At 69.2% G+C, this 16,749-nt stretch carries 16 protein-coding genes; 10 read left to right on the top strand and 6 right to left on the bottom strand.

Going from position 1 to position 16,749, the window contains the following annotated elements; translation table 11 throughout:
- The first annotated feature begins 12 nt into the window (after window positions 1-12).
- The 7 genes from ABE473_RS11875 (at window position 13) to rnfB (ending at window position 7,323) form a co-directional block, all read left to right on the top strand.
- Window positions 13-1,929, top strand: coding sequence for a DUF885 family protein (locus ABE473_RS11875; protein WP_346489611.1), 1,917 nt, complete (start codon window positions 13-15; stop codon window positions 1,927-1,929).
- Between the two features lie 57 nt (window positions 1,930-1,986).
- Window positions 1,987-3,027 (top strand): serine hydrolase domain-containing protein, encoded by a 1,041-nt coding sequence (locus ABE473_RS11870; RefSeq protein ID WP_346489620.1) that lies wholly within the window; start codon window positions 1,987-1,989, stop codon window positions 3,025-3,027.
- A complete protein-coding gene (locus ABE473_RS11865) occupies window positions 3,024-3,446 on the top strand; it encodes a VOC family protein (RefSeq protein ID WP_346489610.1) in 423 nt (140 codons plus the stop codon). The genes ABE473_RS11870 and ABE473_RS11865 overlap by 4 nt, the downstream gene beginning before the upstream one ends.
- A 101-nt stretch (window positions 3,447-3,547) precedes the next feature.
- Window positions 3,548-3,991, top strand: a complete 444-nt coding sequence (locus ABE473_RS11860; protein ID WP_070425636.1) for a DUF2147 domain-containing protein — start codon at window positions 3,548-3,550, stop codon at window positions 3,989-3,991.
- Window positions 3,992-4,088: 97 nt separating this feature from the next.
- Window positions 4,089-6,167: a methionine--tRNA ligase gene (gene metG, locus ABE473_RS11855; RefSeq protein WP_346489609.1), complete on the top strand. Its 2,079-nt coding sequence runs from the start codon at window positions 4,089-4,091 to the stop codon at window positions 6,165-6,167.
- Window positions 6,168-6,227: 60 nt separating this feature from the next.
- Window positions 6,228-6,869 carry an HAD family hydrolase gene (locus ABE473_RS11850; protein ID WP_346489608.1) on the top strand — a complete coding sequence of 214 codons (642 nt, stop codon included), beginning with the start codon at window positions 6,228-6,230 and terminating at the stop codon, window positions 6,867-6,869.
- 28 nt (window positions 6,870-6,897) lie between these two features.
- The gene (rnfB, locus tag ABE473_RS11845) at window positions 6,898-7,323 is read left to right on the top strand and encodes an Rnf electron transport complex subunit RnfB (RefSeq protein ID WP_346489607.1); all 426 of its coding nucleotides are present in this window, start codon (window positions 6,898-6,900) and stop codon (window positions 7,321-7,323) included.
- Between the two features lie 43 nt (window positions 7,324-7,366).
- On the opposite strand, the gene ABE473_RS11840 is transcribed toward rnfB, so the two are convergent.
- Entirely contained in the window at window positions 7,367-7,714 is a 348-nt protein-coding gene (locus ABE473_RS11840) for a RidA family protein (RefSeq protein ID WP_019183404.1), read from the bottom strand.
- 193 nt (window positions 7,715-7,907) lie between these two features.
- On the opposite strand from ABE473_RS11840, the gene mprF reads away from it, so the two are divergent.
- Window positions 7,908-10,472: a bifunctional lysylphosphatidylglycerol flippase/synthetase MprF gene (gene mprF / locus ABE473_RS11835; protein ID WP_346489606.1), complete on the top strand. Its 2,565-nt coding sequence runs from the start codon at window positions 7,908-7,910 to the stop codon at window positions 10,470-10,472.
- Between the two features lie 46 nt (window positions 10,473-10,518).
- Here the strand turns inward: mprF and ABE473_RS11830 are convergent, their stop codons facing one another.
- The 4 genes from ABE473_RS11830 to ABE473_RS11815 form a co-directional block, all read right to left on the bottom strand.
- The gene (locus ABE473_RS11830) at window positions 10,519-11,865 is read right to left on the bottom strand and encodes an AcvB/VirJ family lysyl-phosphatidylglycerol hydrolase (protein WP_346489605.1); all 1,347 of its coding nucleotides are present in this window, start codon (window positions 11,863-11,865) and stop codon (window positions 10,519-10,521) included.
- 78 nt (window positions 11,866-11,943) lie between these two features.
- Entirely contained in the window at window positions 11,944-12,591 is a 648-nt protein-coding gene (locus ABE473_RS11825) for a DUF998 domain-containing protein (RefSeq protein WP_346489604.1), read from the bottom strand.
- A 14-nt stretch (window positions 12,592-12,605) separates the two neighbouring features.
- Window positions 12,606-12,785: an oxidoreductase-like domain-containing protein gene (locus ABE473_RS11820; RefSeq protein WP_346489603.1), complete on the bottom strand. Its 180-nt coding sequence runs from the start codon at window positions 12,783-12,785 to the stop codon at window positions 12,606-12,608.
- 47 nt (window positions 12,786-12,832) lie between these two features.
- Entirely contained in the window at window positions 12,833-13,438 is a 606-nt protein-coding gene (locus ABE473_RS11815) for a hypothetical protein (RefSeq protein WP_346489602.1), read from the bottom strand.
- A gap of 230 nt (window positions 13,439-13,668) precedes the next feature.
- Between ABE473_RS11815 and ABE473_RS11810 the strand changes: the two genes are divergently transcribed.
- Complete coding sequence (locus tag ABE473_RS11810; protein ID WP_346489601.1) at window positions 13,669-14,805, top strand: tetratricopeptide repeat protein; 1,137 nt, start codon at window positions 13,669-13,671, stop codon at window positions 14,803-14,805.
- A 6-nt stretch (window positions 14,806-14,811) separates the two neighbouring features.
- On the opposite strand, the gene ABE473_RS11805 is transcribed toward ABE473_RS11810, so the two are convergent.
- Complete coding sequence (locus ABE473_RS11805; RefSeq protein WP_346489600.1) at window positions 14,812-15,147, bottom strand: zinc ribbon domain-containing protein YjdM; 336 nt, start codon at window positions 15,145-15,147, stop codon at window positions 14,812-14,814.
- A 118-nt stretch (window positions 15,148-15,265) separates the two neighbouring features.
- On the opposite strand from ABE473_RS11805, the gene ABE473_RS11800 reads away from it, so the two are divergent.
- Entirely contained in the window at window positions 15,266-16,621 is a 1,356-nt protein-coding gene (locus tag ABE473_RS11800) for an Hsp70 family protein (protein WP_346489599.1), read from the top strand.
- The last annotated feature ends 128 nt before the right edge of the window (window positions 16,622-16,749 follow it).

Below are 16,749 nucleotides of genomic sequence, written 5' to 3'. Positions count from 1 at the left end.
CGGAAACAGCCGATGCCCCACCCCGCCCGCGCCCTGGCGCTTGCCATCGCCGCATTGATGGCCTTCAGCGCCGCCGCTCCGGCCGAAGCTGCCAAGAAAAAGGCCACCCGGCCCGCCGCGACGCAGTCCCGGCCCGCCGCCAAGCCCAAGGCCAAGCCGCGTGCACGCCCGGCGGCCGCCCCGGCCCGCCAGCCGCTGGTGCGCCAGCAGAGCAAGGCCGCCCAGTTGGACCGCATCTACGATGAATACTGGGATGCCTCGATGCGGCTCAATCCGCTGCAGGCCACCTTCCAGGGCGACAGCCGCCACAACGACCAGCTCCCCAACATCCTCTCGGCTGCCTATCGGCAGCAGTCGCATGACTTCACCGTGGAATGGCTGGGCAAGGTCGAGAAGATCGGTCCGGACGGCCTGACCGGCCAGGACCTGCTCAGCTACGAGATCTTCGTGCGCGATGCGCGCATGTCGCTGGCCGCCGAGCAGTTCCCTGGCTGGATGCTGCCGGTGAGCCAGTACTACAACCTGGGCAGCATCATGGCCATCCTCGGCTCCGGCTCCGGCGCGCAACCGTTCAACACGGTGCAGGATTACGACGGCTGGTCGCGCCGCTCGCTGGGCATTCCCGCCCTGTTCGAGCAGGCCATCGCGAACATGCGCCAGGGCATGGCCGCCGGCGTGGTGCAGCCGCGCGATCTGATGGAAAAAGTGCTGCCGCAGCTGGATGCGGTAATCAAGCCGACCGCCGAAGAGAGCATCTTCTGGGCACCGGTGCGCAACCTGCCCGAGGATTTCCCGGCGGCCGACAAGGCGCGGATCACCGCCGAGTACAAGCGCATGATCGAGTTCCGGATCATGCCGTCCTACCGCGCCCTGCGCGGTTTCATCGCCACCGAGTACCTGCCCGCTGCACGCAGCACCGATGGCCTGGCCGGCCTGCCCGGCGGCAAGGCCTGGTATGCGCAGACCATCGTGCAGAGCACCGCCTCCACGCTGACGCCCGAGCAGATCCATGCACTGGCCGAACAGCGCGTGGCCTCGCTGCAGGCGCAGATCGCCACGATCATGAAAGAGAACCGGCTCCGCGGCTCGCAGCAAAAGCTGCTGCGCACCATGCGCACCGACCGCGATTTCCAGTACGCCAATGCCGATGCACTGATCAACCGGTACAAGCAGCTGCAGAGCCAGGTCAACGCGCGCCTGCCGACCCTGCTCGGCACGCTGCCGAAGGCGCCGATGGAGATCCGCGCGGTCGAGCCCGAGCGCGCGGCCACCGCCGGCGCGGTGAGCTACCAGCAGCCGCTGCCGGACGGGATGCGCCCGGGCGTGCTGTACATCAACACCGGCGATCTGCCGAGCCGCCGCCGCTGGTCCGCGCCGATGCAGTTCCTGCATGAGGGCATCCCGGGCCATCACGTGCAGCTGGGCCTGCAGCAGGAGCTGGACAAGCTGCCGCGCTTCCGTCGCCTGGGCGGCGATATCGCCTTCGTCGAAGGCTGGGGCCTGTACGCCGAATCGCTGGGCGAGGAACTGGGCGTCTACCGGGATCCGTACGAGCGCATCGGCTACCTGCAGGCCGCGCTGACCCGCGCCGCGCGCATGTCCGCCGACACCGGCGTGCACGCGCAGGGCTGGAGCAAGCGCCAGGCGGTCGATTACCTGGTCAAGACCGCGGACATGAGCGCCGCCGATGCCACCGCCGAAGTCGAGCGCTTCATGGCCCTGCCCGGCCAGACCCTGGCCAATGGGCTGGGCGAGCTGAAGATGATGGAGCTGCGCGACAAGGCCAAGGCTGCGCTGGGGCCGCGTTTCGACGCGCGTCGCTTCCACGAGGAAGTGCTGCGCGACGGCTCGATGCCGCTGGACATCCTGGATGCCAAGATCGCCCGCTGGATCGCCAGCCCAAATGGTGCGACAACACCTGCGCCCTGACCCCCGAAGGAAACGAGCATGCACATCGTCCGGCGTCTGCGTGTGTGGATCAGTGCGATGTGCATCGCCGGGAGCAGTGCTGCCGTGGCAGCGCCGGTGCTGACGCCACCGGACCCGGGCATCGATGCGCTGATGCAGCGCTACGACGGCCAGGTTCCAGGTGCGGCGGTGCTGGTGCTGCACGACGGCAAACCGGTGTTCCGTCGCGGCTACGGGTTGGCGGTAGTGGAAGATGGCACCGCGGTGACCGCGCAGACCAATTTCCGCCTGGCCTCGGTCAGCAAGCAGTTCACCGCCGCGGCGATCCTGCTGCTGGCCGAAGATGGCGCGCTGACCCTGGACGATCCGGTGAAACGCTGGCTGCCCTCGCTGCCGGCCGCGGCGGATGCGATCACCCTGCGCCAGCTGCTCAGCCACACCGGCGGCCTGCTCGACTACGAAGACCTGATGGCCGCCGACGCGACCGCGCAGGTACATGACCAGGATGTCCTGCATCTACTGGAAGGCCAGGATCGGACGTACTTCGCACCGGGCACGGCCTACCGTTACAGCAACAGCGGCTACGCCCTGCTGGCGCTGGTGGTCGGCAAGGCCTCCGGCACCGATTTCGCCCGCTTCCTGCGCCAGCGCATCTTCCTGCCGCTGGGCATGCGCGACAGTGTCGCCCATCAGGACGGCGTGGACGATATCTCGCGCCGCGCCTACGGTTACAGCGAGCGCGACGGGCGCTGGCAGCGCACCGACCAGAGCCCGACCAGTGCGGTGCTCGGCGATGGCGGCGTGTATTCGTCGCTGGATGACCTGGCCCGCTGGGACGCGGCGCTGTATGACCAGCGCCTGCTGAAGGCGACATCGTTGAAGCAGATGTTCTCGCCTGCCACGCGCACCGCCGAGCCGGACGTGCCGTTCTACGGTTTCGGCTGGCGGCTCAACGGTGGCGCGCAGTGGCACAGCGGCGAGAGCACCGGCTTCCGCAACGTGATCCTGCGCTATCCGGCGCAGCGCCTCACGGTGATCGTGCTCAGCAACCGCAACGCCCCCGAACCCTATCCGCTGGCGCTGCAGATCGCCCGGCGCTGGCTGGACACCCTGCAATGAACGATACGCATGCTTCTCCCCCCTTGATCGGCGTGCACCACGTGGCGTTGATCGCCGCGGACTACGCGCGCTCGAAGGCGTTCTACACGCGCGTGCTCGGGCTGCGGGTGATCGCAGAAAACTACCGGCAGGCGCGCGACTCCTGGAAGCTCGACCTGGCCCTGCCCGACGGCAGCCAGCTGGAGCTGTTCTCCTTCCCGGGCGCGCCGCCCCGCCCGAGCCGCCCGGAGGCGCAGGGCCTGCGCCACCTGGCCTTCCGCGTGCGCGCGCTGGAGCCGATGATCGAACGGCTGACCGCGGCCGGCGTGGCCTGCGAGCCGATCCGGGTCGACGAGTACACCGGCCGCCGGTTCACCTTCTTCGCCGACCCGGACGAGCTGCCGCTGGAGCTGTACGAGATCCCGGCCGACGCCGGCTGAACCGTGCGCCGGGCACGTTCCGTACCGGAGCGAATGGGTATACAGTCGGCCCTGTACCGGCCGCCTGCGCCGGCGTTCACGGACATCCCTGGGAGGGGAACATGCGCAAGACTTTCAAGACCCTGTTGCTGGCGCTGCCGCTGATGATGGCCGCGATGTCGGCCAGCGCCGCCGACGGCGCCGTCGGCCGCTGGAAGACCATCGACGACAAGACCGGCAAGGTGAAGTCGATCGTGGAGATCACCCAGGCCACCAACGGCACCCTGACCGGCAAGGTCGTGGACATCCTGCACTCGGACAAGGGCCCCAATCCGGTCTGCGACGGCTGCGAGGGCGCCAACAAGAACAAGCCGGTCAAGGGCATGACCATCCTGTGGAACCTGAAGGCCGATGGCGCCAACGCCTGGTCCGGCGGCACCATCCTGGACCCGGGCAACGGCAAGACCTACAAGTCCAAGATGAAGCTGCAGACCGGCGGCGCCAAGCTGGACGTGTCCGGCTGCGTGGCCTTCATCTGCCGCGCCCAGACCTGGGTCCGCGAGTAAGCCCCGCGCGGGTTCCAGCCCCCGTAACCCGGCTTCGGCCGGGTTACTGCGTTTTGGCGTGCGATAATCCCCGGTTCCCCTGGCAACAGCGCCCATCATGACCCGCACCGCTCTCGTCACCACCGCCCTGCCCTACGCCAACGGCCCGCTGCACCTGGGCCACCTGGTCGGCTACATCCAGGCTGACATCTGGGTGCGCGCGCGTCGAATGAGCGGCGGCAAGACCTGGTTCGTCTGCGCCGATGACACCCATGGCACCCCGATCATGCTCGCGGCCGAAAAGGCCGGCGTGACCCCGGAGGCCTTCATCGCCAACATCCAGGCCAGCCATGAGCGCGATTTCGCCGCGTTCGGCGTCGCGTTCGACCACTACGACTCGACCAACTCGGCGGCCAACAAGGCGCTGACCGAAGCCTTCTACCTCAAGCTCGAGGCCGAAGGCCATATCGCGCGCCGCTCCGTGGCCCAGTTCTACGACCCGGCCAAAGGCATGTTCCTGCCGGACCGCTACATCAAGGGCATCTGCCCGAACTGCGGCACCCCGGACCAGTACGGCGACAACTGCGAAGTGTGTGGCGCCACCTACAGCCCGACCGACCTGAAGGACCCGAAATCGGTGATCTCCGGCGCCACGCCGGAAATCCGCGATTCGGAGCATTTCTTCTTCGAGGTCGGCCGCTTCGAAGGCTTCCTGCGCGAGTGGCTGGCCGGCGACGTCGCCCTGCCCGGCGTCAAGGCCAAGCTGGGTGAGTGGCTCAACGCCGAAGGCGGTCTGCGCGCGTGGGACATCTCGCGCGATGCGCCGTACTTCGGCTTCCAGATTCCGGGCCACCCGGGCAAGTACTTCTACGTCTGGCTCGACGCGCCGATCGGTTACCTGTCCAGCTTCCAGGCCCTGTGCGCGAAGACCGGCGAAGACTTCGACGCGCACCTGCGCGCCGGCACCAGCACCGAGCTGCACCACTTCATCGGCAAGGACATCGTGAACTTCCACGGTCTGTTCTGGCCGGCGGTGCTGCAGGGCACCGGCCACCGCGCGCCGACCCGCCTTCACGTCAACGGGTACCTGACCGTGGACGGCGCCAAGATGTCCAAGTCGCGCGGCACCTTCGTGATGGCCCGCACCTACCTGGATGAAGGGCTGGAACCGGAAGCGCTGCGCTATTACTTCGCGGCCAAGTCCTCCGGCGGCGTGGACGATCTCGACCTCAACCTGGGCGACTTCATCGCGCGCGTCAACGCGGACCTGGTCGGCAAGTTCGTCAACCTGGCCAGCCGCTGCGCCGGCTTCATCAGCAAGCGCTTCGAAGGCCGCCTGGCCGCTGCGCTGCCCGATGCGGCCCAGTACGACCGCTTCGTCGCCGCACTCGCGCCGATCCGCGAGGCGTACGAGCGCAACGATCCGGCCAGCGCGCTGCGCCAGACCATGGCACTGGCCGACGAGGCCAACCGCTACATCGACGATGAAAAGCCGTGGGTGATCGCCAAGCAGGAGGGCGCGGACGCGCAGCTGCAGTCGGTCTGCTCCCAGGGCCTGAACCTGTTCCGCGTGCTGGTCACCGCGCTCAAGCCGGTGCTGCCGGCCACCGCCGCGCAGGCCGAGGCCTTCCTGGCCGCGCCGGTGCACGCCTGGACCGACATCGCCGCCCCGCTGACCGCGCACACCATCGCGGTGTACGAGCCCCTGTTCACCCGTATCGACCCGAAAAAAATCGACGCCATGACCGACGCTTCCAAGGACACCCTGCAGGCCGCCACCGCGGCCCCCGCCGCCCCGGCCAAACCGGCCAAGCCCGCTGCCGCACCGGCGCCGGTCGCTGCGGCCGATGGCGAGGCCGCACCGGCCTACATCGGCATCGACGACTTCGCCAAGCTGGATCTGCGCATCGGCAAGGTGCTGGTCTGCGAATTCGTGGACGGCTCGGACAAGCTGCTGCGCTTCGAACTCGATGCCGGCGACCTGGGCAAGCGCCAGATCTTCTCCGGCATCCGCGCCAGCTACGGCGAGCCGGAACAGCTGGTCGGCCGCAGCGTGGTGTTCATCGCCAACCTGGCCCCGCGCAAAATGCGCTTCGGCCTGAGCGAAGGCATGATCCTGTCGGCCGGTTTCGACGGTGGCGCGCTCGCCCTGCTGGACGCCGACAGCGCCGCACTGCCGGGCATGCCGGTCCGCTGACCGCGGCGGCAGGGCGGCCACCCGGTCGCCCTGCCACGCTCTTCTGCCTGGAGGTGTGGGTTGGAACTGGCGCTGTTCGATTTCGACCACACGGTCACCACCTGCGATACCTACGGCCGTTTCCTGCGCCGTGTGGCCACCCCCGAACAGCTTGCACGGGCGTGGTGGAAAGTGGGTCCGTGGCTGCTGGCCTACCGCCTCAAGCTGATCTCGGCCCACCGGCTGCGCGCGCGCGTCACCCGCCTGACCTTCACCGACCGCCATGTCGAAGACATCACCACGCAGGCTGCGGGCTATGCGCGTGACGTGCTGCCCGAGGTGATGCGGCCGGAGATGCTCGACCAGATCCACTGGCACCTCACCCAGCAGCACACCGTGGTGATCGTGTCCGGCTCGCTGGACCTGTATCTGCGCCCATGGTGCGAGGCGATGGGGCTGGACCTGATCTGCAACCGGCTGGAAAGCCGCGACGGACGCCTCACCGGGCGCTACGCCGAGGGCGACTGCGGGCCGCACAAGGTGGAGCATATCCGCCGGCGTTACGACCTCGCGCGCTACCTGCGCATCCATGCCTACGGCGACAGCCGCGAAGACCGCCCGATGCTCGCACTCGCCCACGAGCCCTGGTATCGCGGCAAGCCCATCAAGCCCCGTCGGGCGGAACCGGCGAGCACGCCCCCTGCCCGGCACAGCCGGGCCTGATGCCCCACCGCGCAGCCACCGCCACGCCATGAGCCCCACCATCGACACCCTGACCGAACGCCTCGATCGACTGTTGCCGCAGACCCAATGCGGGCAATGCGGCTACGACGGCTGCCGCCCGTATGCCGAGGCCATGGCGCGTGGCGTGGCGGGCGTCGATCACTGCCCGCCCGGCGGCGATGCGGGCGCGCGCGCGCTGGCGAATGCACTGGGCGTGCCGGCGGTGCCATTCGACCGCTCGCGCGGCGAACACAAGGCACCGCAGGTCGCCGTGGTGATCGAAGCGGACTGCATCGGCTGCACCAAGTGCATCCAGGCCTGCCCGGTCGATGCGATCGTCGGCGGCGCCAAGTACATGCACACCGTCATCGCCGATCTGTGCACCGGCTGCGAGCTGTGCATCCCACCGTGTCCGGTGGACTGCATCGACCTGGTCAGCGCGCCCCGGCCGTAACGCGGGGCGCTGGAGGCCTCGCGACGGCGGTGGGAGGGTACGGTTACGGCAGGGCCGCCGTCACCACGATCTCTACTTTCCAGCTCGGATCGGCCAGCTTGGCTTCCACCGTGGCGCGTGCCGGGGTCATGCCTGCCACCACCCACTCATCCCACGCGGCATTCATGCCGGCGAAATCGCCGATGTCGGCGAGGAAAATCTCCGCACGCAGGATGTGCTGCTTGTCGCTGGCCACCAGCGCCAGCAGCTTGTCGATTTCTTCCAGCACCTGGCGGGTCTGCCCGGTGATGTCCTGGCTGGTGTCTTCGGGGATCTGCCCGGAGAGATAGGCGACCTTGTTGTGCACGGTCATTTCGGACATGCGCGGGCCGACATCGAAACGTTCCAACATGGCGATTGCTCCTCTGGATGAAACGGCATTGTCACCGATGCGGCGCGCGCGTGCCGGGCCCTGGCTGCAAAGCGGCCACAGCATGCACAGCGCATCCGCTTGGCAAGCGTCGGCATCAGGCGCACGATTTGCCGGCCAGGCGGCCACGCCTGCGTTGACTCCTTCATCGCCCACCCCGGAGCACGCTGTACCGATGACCGACACCGCCCCTGCTCCGACGCCAGCCCGCGCCCCCTGGCGCCGCGCTGCCACCGTCGTCATCCCGCTGGTGATCCTGGCCCTGGCCCTGCGCGGCCTGGCCAACGAATTCGACGCGCACGGCTACCGCGCCATCCGCGAGGCCTTCCACCATCTCGGCGCTGGCCAGATCGCGCTGACCGTGCTGCTCGGGCTGGCCAGCTATGCGTGCCTGATCGGCTTCGATGCGATCGGCCTGCGCCGCAGCGGCAAGCGCCTGCATCCGGCACGGGTCGGCATCACGGCGTTCCTCGCGCATACGCTGGGGCAGACGCTGGGCTTTGCCGCGCTCACCGGTGGTGCGGTGCGCCTGCGCGGTTATGGCCGTGCCGGCCTCACCCTGGGAGAGATCGGCCAGGTCGTGTTGATGAGCACGCTGGGCTTCGTGTTCGGCGCGTGGCTGCTGCTGGCGCTGGCCTTCGTGCTTGAACCGGGCGCGGCGGCGCTGGCCCTGCCAATCCCGGTGCAGGCGGTGCGCGCGATCGGCATTGCGGGCCTGCTCGCGTATGCGGGCACGGTGCTGCTGGTCGGCCGCGAGGGCCGCAGTTTCCAGATCCGCGGGCACGCGCTGTGGCTGCCCGACCGGCGCACCATGCTGGGCGTCACCGCGCTGAGCGTGGTCGAGCTGGTGCTGGCCAGCGCGGCCTTCTATGTGCTGCTGCCGATGGATACGCCGACCGGTCTGCCCGGTTTCGTCGGGCTGTATCTGGTCGCGGTGCTGGCCGGCCTGATCTCCAGCGTGCCGGCCGGCCTGGGCGTGTTCGAGTGGAGCCTGCTCAAGCTGCTGCCGCAGGTGGCCCCGGCCGCGGTGCTGGCCGCCGCGCTGATCTACCGTGTCACCTATTACGTGCTGCCGCTGCTGCTGGCCACGGTGCTGGCGGTCGCGCCCGCACTGCGCCGCCCGCTGCGCGCCGGTGCCGGGGCGACCCGGGTCGGCTGGACCGCGCTGCGCCCGTGGCTGCCCCAGATCATCGCGCTGGCGGTGTTCAGCGTCGGCGCCGCGCTGGTGATCGACGGCACCCTGCCGACGTCGCGCCGGCACCTAGTCACCGCCTCGCTGCCGATCCTGGAGACCTCGCACCTGCTTGGCAGTCTCGCGGGTGTCGCGCTGCTGCTGATCGGCCAGGGCCTGCAGCGACGCAGCCATGCCGCGTGGATGCTCGCACTCGGCATCTGTGTGCTCTCCCCCTTGCCGATCTGGCTGCGCGGTGGGCAGGTACTGATCGCGCTGTCGGCGCTGCTGGTGGCCGCGGCGCTATGGGCCTCGCGCCGCGAGTTCTATCGCCAGGGCGCGTTGCTGGATGAAGCCTGGTCATGGCCGTGGATCCGCAACCTCGGGCTGGTCCTGGTCGCCGTGATCTGGCTGCTGTTCTTCGTCTACAGCCACGTGGAATACCAGAACGAGCTGTGGTGGCAGTTCGCGCTGCAGGGCAACGCGCCACGTGCGTTGCGTGCGTTGCTGCTGGTGGCGATCGCGCTGACCATCTTCGGCCTGGCGCGGTTGCTGCACAGCACGCGCAGCCCGCTGCCAGCCGCCGATGCGTCCACGCTGGACGCGCTCGCCCCGATCCTGGCCGCCGCCGAGGACACCCAGGCCTGCCTGGTGCTCACCGCGGACAAGGCGGTGCTGCGTGATGAGTCGCAGCGCGGCTTCGTGATGATGCAGCGCTACGGCGGTTCGCTGATCGCGATGGGCGATCCGGTCGGCCCACCGGAGGTGGTGCGCGCGCTGATCTGGCGCTTCCGTGAGGAGGCCGACCGGCTGGGCCTGCGCCCGGTGTTCTACCAGGTCGGTGAAGCGCACTGGCAGACCTACCTCGACCTCGGCCTGACCCTGGTCAAGCTCGGTGAAGAGGCAATGGTGCCGCTGCAGGACTTCACGCTGGAAGGCCGCGATCGCGCCGATCTGCGCCAGGCCTGGAACCGCGGCAAGCGCGGTGGCTTGAGCTTCCGGGTTGCGACGCCCGAGGACGTACCTGCATTGCTGCCTGCATTGTCGGTGGTCTCCCAGCAGTGGCTGGACGACAAGGCCGGCGATGAAAAGGGTTTCTCGCTGGGCAGCTTCGATGCGGCCTACCTGTCACGCTTCCCGGTGGCGCTGGTCGAGGCCGAGGGCCGTATCGTGGCCTTCGCCAATCTGTGGCAGGCGCCGGCCGGGAACGAACTGTCGGTCGACCTGATGCGGCATGTCGATGACGCGCCCAAGGGGACCATGGATTTCCTGTTCATCGAGCTGTTCCTGTGGGGGCGCCAACAGGGCTTCCACCGGTTCTCGCTGGGCATGGCGCCGCTGTCCGGGCTCGCCCAGCATCGCCTGGCCGGGCGCTGGAACCGCTTTGCGAACGTGGTGGCGCGGCACGGTGAGCGCTTCTATGGCTTCAGCGGACTGCGTCGCTTCAAGTCGAAGTTCGCGCCGGTCTGGCGGGCCCGCTATCTGGCCGCGCCCGGCGGCGTGCACCTGCCTGCCGCCCTGCTCGATGCAACCCGGTTGATCTCGCTGGACCCGCGCCGGCACGATTGATCCCGTGCCGGCACGCAGCGTCGGTGCTTACCGCTGGCGCTGGCGCTCAACGCGCGGGCAGATGCTGCACGATGGTGTCTGCGAGACGATCGTAATCGCCCTTGAAATGGTGATCGCCGGGCAGCGCGATGATCTGCGCGTTGCCACCGGGCGGGAGCGACGGGCAGAGCGCGTCGCCATCGTCCTGGCCGTACACGCACAGCGTCCTGCCGGCCGGAAGCCGGGCCACCTCCGGCGCGATCGGCAGGCCATCGCCGCCGCCGCCGAGCCAGTTGCTCACATGGAATTCGTAGTCCGCAGTCTTGCCGACCGACAACAGCGCAATCATCGACACCGACTCCCGCGTGGCCGGTGACAGCTGATTGATCGCCGCCGGCAGCACATCGGCGCCCTGCGAGAAACCGACCAGCACCACGTTGCGGCGCTGCCATTGGCGGCTGTAGTGATTGGCGATGCGCTCCAGGTCGCGCGCGAAGCCTGCGGGGGTGCGTGCGGTCCAGAAGTAACGCAGCGAATCCACGCCGACCACCGGCACCCCGGCCTCGCTCAACGAGGCGGCCACCTCTTTGTCCAGGCCTGCCCAGCCGCCGTCGCCGGAGACGAAGATGGCGAAGGTATCGCCGGCCTTGCTCGAGGGCACGTCGACCACCGGCAAGCCCTTGAGATCATCCGGCGGCGGCGCGAGGCTGACGCCCTTCTGCGCCCCGATCACCTTTGCCGCAGCCAACAGGCCGGGCAACGCGTCGCCTCGTGCGGTGCGCTCGAACTGGCGCCCCATGCCGACCCTGCGCACGAACGCGGCCGACTCGCCGGCCGGGCAATGCACATCGCCGGCCGCGTTCAACCACGGGAAATTCAGTTCGGCCGGCTGCAGGCGGCCATGGCTGCTGCCGGCGCCGCAGACCTTGCGCTCGCGCACCCCCGATGGGCAGAAGCCGGTGGTGAGCAGCCCGGCAAACACCTGGGTGTCGGCCTCGGCGGCCACGGCATAGGCCAGCGCGGCGCCCTCGCCATCGCCGCCGATCAGCGGGAGGTGGTAGCCCGGCACGTGCAGGTAGGCCTGGAACCAGCGCGAGAAATTCTCCACATCACCGGCACCGAACGCGCAGTCACCGCTCTTCTCGCGGGCCAGCACCTGGCGCAGATGCGCGACATCGACCTGCGCGACCAGGGCGCCCTCGGCGCGCAGTGCATCGATGCGCTGCTGGCTGTCGGCATGGCCGGCGGTGCCGTCGAACCACACCACCACCCGTTGCGGACGACCGTCCGGCAGGTACACCGGCACGTTCTCGAAACGCCCGTGACTGAGCTGCTGCGGCGACGCGGCCAGCGCCTGTCCGGACATCCCCGCCAGCACCACACCCAGCATCATCCCCCAACCGGCTCGCCGCATCGTCGCGCATCCCATGACTAGTGCGCCAACGATACGCCCCTGCCCAGCCAAGGGCATGTACACAGCGTGGCCGGACGCTCAGCGCGCGTCGCGGCGTGCCTGCCGCCACAGCTGCCAGGCCACCGACACCAGCCAGACCAGCACCACCGCGATCACCAGTTTCTGGCCGGCGCCGCGCGGCGGCCCGCGCCAGAGCACGTGCAGCCACAGCAGCACGAAGCACAGCCAGGCCCACCACCACGCGGGACCGGCCCAGTCGCGCCAGCGGGGGTCGGCGCGCAGGTACCAGCTCTGCAGCAGCATCGCCACGCTCACGCACAGGAAGGCGGTATTGGCCGACACCCCGTGCACCAACGGTGCCAGCAGGGGCGCGCGCTCGGGCAACCAGCTGTCGCCGATCGCCACCCCCATCAACCCCAGCGCGGCGACCGAGAACAGCAGCGGTGCGGCCGCACTGCGGCGCGGTGAACGGCTGTTGGCATGCAGGGACACGGCCAGCAGCATGATCGCCAGCGCCAGGACACAGTAGGCACTGCGCAACGCCAGCCCCCAGGGCCCGTGCAGGTACAGGCTCAGCGTGGCCTGCACCCAGTCCAGGTCATCCCTTGCCCATTGCGTCCACAGCGCAGTGGCGATGAACAGCCCCAGGGCCAGCAGCGTGGCCAGGGCGACCCGTCCGTGATGCGTCGGGGACCAGCGGGAGGGGCGTGGCAGGGCAAGCGACATCGCAGCGCCTTTGCTCAGCCGGTGGCCTCGGGGTGGCGCTGTTGCCACGCCGCCAGCGCGGCGCGGTAGCGCTGCAGCTCATCGCTGTACAGATCCAGCACGCACAGCGGGCAGCCGCTGCCACAGCACTCGTTGGGGCCGGGTTCTTCCGGCGGCTGCGGACGCGGATCGGGATCTGGAACGGACACGGGCATGGCCACACACGGAGGGAAAACAGCGCGCACAGTGTAGCGGGCGTGGTTCAGCGCTCAACCCGGCGACGCAGATTGTCGCGCGCCGCCGCATCCAGCCGCTGGTGGAAGAAGTCGCTCAGGAAGATGCGCGGCTGGCCCAGCACCTGCTTCAGGAAGCGTCGTCGATTCAGCCGGAACAGGAAGCCTGGCACGTGGCCGGCGTATTCCTCTGCGATGCCCCGGTCGTAGGCATCGAACACCGGCGCCGGCGCACCCAGAATGGCCATGTCGCAGTCCAGGAACAGCGCGGCCTCGGGGTCCACATCGCCGGGCGCGAGCTTGCTGTGGCGTGCGGTCAGTTCGATCAGCTCGACCACGCGCGCCGCATCGATCCCGGCATCCGGCAACCAGCGCGCGATGGCCTCGCGCGCCATGTCCGCCGAGCGCGCTTCGTTGTCGCCACGGCCCGCGTCGTAGATGGCGTCGTGGTAGAGCGCAGCCAGCTGTACCTCGCGCGGCCGGCTCCAGCCGGGGCCGGCCTCTGCGACCGTGCGGCAGTGCTGCAGGACGGCCTGCACGTGCGACCAGTTGTGGTACGCCCGCGGCGGCACGGCGTAGGCGGTTTCCAGCGCGGCGAGCTGCCCGGCAGGGAGGGGGATCGGTTCAAAGTGCATGCCGCCATGATTGGCCGTCGCGGCGACGCTGGCAAGCCGGGCGGTGTTTTTTTGACCACCCTCACAGACCCGTTGCCGCGCAGTGGCTGCGCACGGTTATCCACATGTTTGTCGACCGCTGGTCCACATCCTCTGTGGATGGCGCGGACAGCCGATGAACGGCACGCCGCGCTCCAACAACGCGCCTAGACTGGGCCCGACGGACCCCAGCGCCCCGCGAGGTGACGGCGATGACCGCATGCAGAGTACTGATCCTGTGGATGGCCCTGGCCGCCGCGCCGGTCTGGGCGGCCGACACCACGCCGCCGTCCATCGCCGCCGAACCGGGCACCACCGCCCTGCCCACGCCGGCGCAGATTCTGGACGTGCCGGCCCCGCTGCTGGCCCTGCTGCACGAGCGGGTCATCGATCCCGGTTTCTCGCGCGAGCGCCGCCTGCAGCGGCTGGTCGAGATGATCTTCGACGCGCAGGGACTGCATCTGGCCTACGACGCCGATGCAACCCACACGATCGGCGAGACCTGGCAGACACGGCGCGCCAACTGCCTGTCGTTCACCCTGCTGTTCGTCACCCTGGCCAACCTCGCCGGCATCGACGCGCATGTGCAGGAGGTGGCCCAGGCGGTGAGCTGGTACCAGGCCTCCGGGGTGATCTACAGCGTCGGCCACGTCAATGCCGGCATCGTGCTGGACGGGCGCAGCGGCACCGTCGATCTGGACCACAACGTGCTGTATGACCGCTACGGGCCGCAGAAGATCACCCGGCAACGGGCACTGGCCCACTTCTACAACAACCGGGGAGCCGACCGGATGGCCGCCGGGGATGCCGCCGGCGCGCGCGCCAACTTCCAGGCCGCGCTGCGCATGGCGCCGGACTTCGTGGGGAGCTGGAACAATCTCGGCGTGCTCGATGCGCGCGTTGGCGACACCGCCCAGGCCCGCCGGGACTATGAAACCGCCCTGCGGCTGCAGCCACGGCACGGTGCCAGCCTGAGCAACGCCAGCGTGCTCTACCGTCGGCTGGGCGACACCCGCGAGGCCGAGCGGCTGGACGACCGTCTGGCCCGGGTGCAGCGCAACGACCCCTTCGCGCAGTACATCCTCGGGGCACGGGCGGAACAGCGGCGCGACTATGCGGGGGCCGTCCGCTTCTACCGCCGCGCGGTGCGCCTGTATGACACGGCCCACCCGTTCCACTTCGCCCTCGCCCGCGCCTACTTCCTGGCCGGCAACCCGAACCGCGCCTCGCAGGAGATGCAGCGCGCGCGCGACCTGGCCGCGGAAAACGGCGATGCGCTGCAGTCCCGCTACCAGGCCAAGCTGGACAGCCTGCAGCGCTGGCGCCAGCGCGGCACCCGCGCCGACTGAAGCCGATCAGGCCTTCTTGAGGAAGCAGGTCTTCAGGACCAGGCCCTTGATCTTGTCCGAGTTGCCTTCGATGTGCTCGGCATCGTCCTCGACCAGGCGGATGTTGCGGATCACGGTGCCCTGCTTGAGCGGGATCGAGGAGCCCTTCACCTTCAGGTCCTTGATCACGGTGACGGTGTCGCCGGCGGCCAGCACGTTGCCGTTGCTGTCACGTACCACCAGGGCCTCGCCCGCGCCGTCGCCGGCCGCCCACTCGTGGCCGCAGTCCGCGCAGATGAACAGCGCGCCATCGGCATAGGTATTTTCCAGGGTGCACTGCGGGCAGGCGGGAATGGCGGACATCGACAGCTCTTCGGTAACGAAACGGCCGCCATTGTAACCGCCCGTTACCCCCTGCCCTTGCGTCGGCGGTCCCGTTGCCGCAAAGTGCGCGCCCCCTGACCACCGGCCCGGCCCGCGCATGAAACTCGGCATCGACTTTGGCACCAGCAACTCCGCCGCCGCCGTGGTGATCGACGGCAAGGTCGTGCCGATCCAGTTCGGCCAGGCCGAACAGTTCCGCACCACCGTGTATTTCCCCGAGGTGATGCGCGACCCGAATGACTTCGAACTGACCCCGGCGCTGGAGCACGATCTGGCCCGGCTGGTCGATGCGGCCGCGCGCGATGCCCGCGCCGCCGGCCAGGAGCGCACGCCCGATGCACTGCGCCGCGAGGCCCTGCGCGTGGTGCGCCGGCAGTGGATGGAAGAGCAGATGCGCGCGCCGCTCAGCTCCACCACCCTGCTGCAGAACGCGGTCTATGGCGATGACGCGCTGGAGGCCTACTTCGAAGAGAACGAAGGCAACCTGGTGCAGAGCCCCAAGTCGATGCTCGGCTACAACCTGCACCCGCGTGCGCGCCAGACGATTGCCGGCATCGCCACGCACATCCTCGAGCACATCCGCCTGACCGCCTCGCGCCAGCTGGACACGCCGATCCGCACCGCCACGCTGGGCCGCCCGGTCCAGTTCCGCAGCTCGATCGGCGAGGCCGGCAACGCGCAGGCGCTGGAGATCCTGCACGGCGCGGCGATCGCGGCCGGCTTCGACAGCATCGATTTCCTCGAAGAGCCGGCGGCCGCCGCGATGCATTACCACGCCGAGAGCCCGCAGGAGCACGACGCCGTAGTGGTGGACATCGGCGGTGGTACCACCGACGTCGCCCATGCCCGCGTCGGCGGTGGCCAGGCCCCGACCATCCACCGCGCCTGGGGCATCGCCCGCGGCGGTACCGATATCGACCTGGCCCTCAGCCTGGGCGGCTACATGCCGCTGTTCGGCCGCGGCATCACCCGGGTGCCGGCGCACCATTACGTGGAAGCGGCGATGGTCCAGGACATGACCCGCCAGCGCGATTTCCGCCAGCACACCTACCGCGACGTGGACGCGCCGTTCGGTCCGCGCCTGACCGCCCTGCAGGACACCGGCAACACCGCGCGCCTGTACCGCGAAGTCGAGCGCTGCAAGATCGCCCTGAGCAGCGTGGCCAGCCACGACAGCGCGCTGGACTTCATCGAACGCGGCCTGCAGATGCAGATCGATGCCTCGCGGCTGGAGACCGCCGCCGGCGGGTATCTGGGCGAGCTGACCGCCCTGCTGGAGCAGGTGCGCAGCGACATCGGCCACGACCCGGCAGCGGTGTTCCTGACCGGCGGCATGTCGCGCGCCGGCTATCTGCAGCAGGCGGTGGCCAACGCCTTCCCGGGCTCGACCCTGGTCCGCGGCAATCCGTCCTTCGGTGTGGTCCACGGGCTGGCACTGGCCGCCGCCCACTGACCCCCTGTTGCGCCAGGCCTTGTCCCGCAAGGCCTGAAGAGGCGTGAACGGCCTTATTAACAAAACGTTACGCCGAAAGCGCTATCATCTTTCGGCTTCAAAGCGCAATGCGCTTGACGCACCCAGCA

This window comes from Stenotrophomonas sp. TWI700, from assembly GCF_039673645.1.
Classification (GTDB): domain Bacteria; phylum Pseudomonadota; class Gammaproteobacteria; order Xanthomonadales; family Xanthomonadaceae; genus Stenotrophomonas; species Stenotrophomonas maltophilia_AA.
Note: the sequence above shows the minus strand (reverse complement) of the source record. Positions and strands in the feature narration are given on the sequence as shown.